The sequence below is a fragment of the Actinosynnema sp. genome (genome assembly GCF_052038725.1).
Window position 1 is genome coordinate 1 of the sequence record NZ_JBQGCX010001481.1, and the last position, 1840, is coordinate 1840.

Here is a 1840-nt window from a genome sequence, read left to right on the forward strand (position 1 = left end):
TGGGCTCGCCGGTCGATCCCCTGCCGCCTCGTGGCGTATTTCGAGACGACTCGACAGGTTCTCGACAGAATGTCTCGGGAACGCGTCGTCGCAACGTTCGCGCAATTTTTGCGACACCCACCCCGAAGGCCGGGGCGTTGACGCGGCAACAACTTTCCACTAGAGGTTATTAAACGTTCAACCAGCAATTCCCGCTCCGCCCACGGCAAGAGGAGGAAGCCCGGTGCCCACCGAAGAGGCAGTCGACTACCTGGTGATCGGAGCAGGTCCGGCGGGCCTGCAGGCGGGCTATTTCCTGGCGAAAGCGGGACGCAGCTACCTGGTGGTCGAGTCGGGCGAGGCCGCGGGCGCCTTCTTCACCCGGTTCCCCCGGCACCGCACGCTGATCTCGATCAACAAGGTGCACACCGGCTGGGACGACCCCGAGCTGCGGCTGCGCAACGACTGGAACTCGCTGCTGTCCGAGGAGCACGAGCCGCTGTTCACCCGGCGGACCCCGCGCTACTTCCCGCACGCGGACGAGATGGTCGGCTACCTGGCCGACTTCGCCGCCACCCACGGCCTCGACGTGCGGTACAACACGCGCCTGGTCGAGATCACCCGGCCGGACGACTTCGTGGCCCGTGACCAGCACGGGAACACCTTCCGCGCCAAGCGGGTCATCGCCGCGACCGGGGTGTCGCTGCCGAACGTGCCGGACTTCGAGGGCGCGGAGCTGGCCGAGCGCTACGACGAGTTCGACACCGACCCGGAGAGCTTCACCGGGCAGCGCGTGCTGATCGTCGGGCGCGGCAACTCCGCGTTCGAGACCGCCGACAGCCTGATCGCGAACGCCGCCGTCATCCACGTCGCGGGCGCCGGGTCGCTCAAGCTGGCGTGGCGCACGCACTTCGTCGGCCACCTGCGCGCGGTGAACAACAACTTCCTGGACACCTACCAGCTGAAATCGCAGAACGCGATCCTGGACGGGAAGATCCGGCGAATCCGCAAGGACGACGACGGGTACCACGTCGAAGTGGTGTTCGAGCGGGTGAACGAGATCGTGAAGGAGATCCGGTACGACCGCGTGGTGCTGGCTACGGGATTCCGGTTCGACGCTTCGGCCTTCAGCGCCGAGTGCCGCCCGGAGCTGACCATCAACAACCGGTTCCCGGCGCAGACCGAGGCGTGGGAGTCGCCGAACGTCCCGGACCTGCACTTCGCCGGGACGATCACCCAGGTGCGCGATTTCAAGAAGTCGACCAGCGGTTTCATCCACGGCTTCCGCTACGGCGTGCGCGCGCTGCACCGCATCCTGGAGCACCGGCACCACGGCGTGCCGTGGCCCGCCCTCGACCTGGGGACGAAGGTCGAGGCGGCGGCGGACGAGGTGGTGCGGCGGGTGAACACCTCGTCGGCGCTGTGGCAGCAGTTCGCGTTCCTGGGCGACGTGGTGCTCCAGTCCCCGGACGGGTCGCTGCGCTACGCCGAGGAGGTCCCGGTGGACCACGCGGCGGCGGCCGTGCCGCGCGGCGACTTCGGCGAGGTGGCCAGGCACGCGGTGATCACCCTGGAGTACGGGGCGGACCACGACGCGGTCGACCCGTTCGACGTGACGGCCGGGCGCAAGTCCCAGGACGACGTGCAGGGCCTGGACGGGCGCTACCTGCACCCGGTGGTGCGGGTCTACGAGGGCGCCGAGCTGGTCGGGGAGCACCACATGACGGAGAACCTGGAGAACGAGTGGGACAGCGAGGACGTGCACCGGTCCCCGCTGCGCGCGTTCCTCTCCGCCCACCGCTCCCCCGTCGCCCCGGTGGCGTCGTGACGCAGCGCGCGCTGCACGCGCGGGCCCGCCAGG

Annotated in this window: 1 protein-coding gene; it reads left to right on the forward strand. The window is 69.1% G+C overall.

Annotated features, from left to right (window positions below):
• Window positions 1–223: 223 nt before the first annotated feature.
• A complete protein-coding gene (locus ACTUAL_RS31280) occupies window positions 224–1807 on the forward strand; it encodes an NAD(P)-binding domain-containing protein (protein WP_440902747.1) in 1584 nt (527 codons plus the stop codon).
• The last annotated feature ends 33 nt before the right edge of the window (window positions 1808–1840 follow it).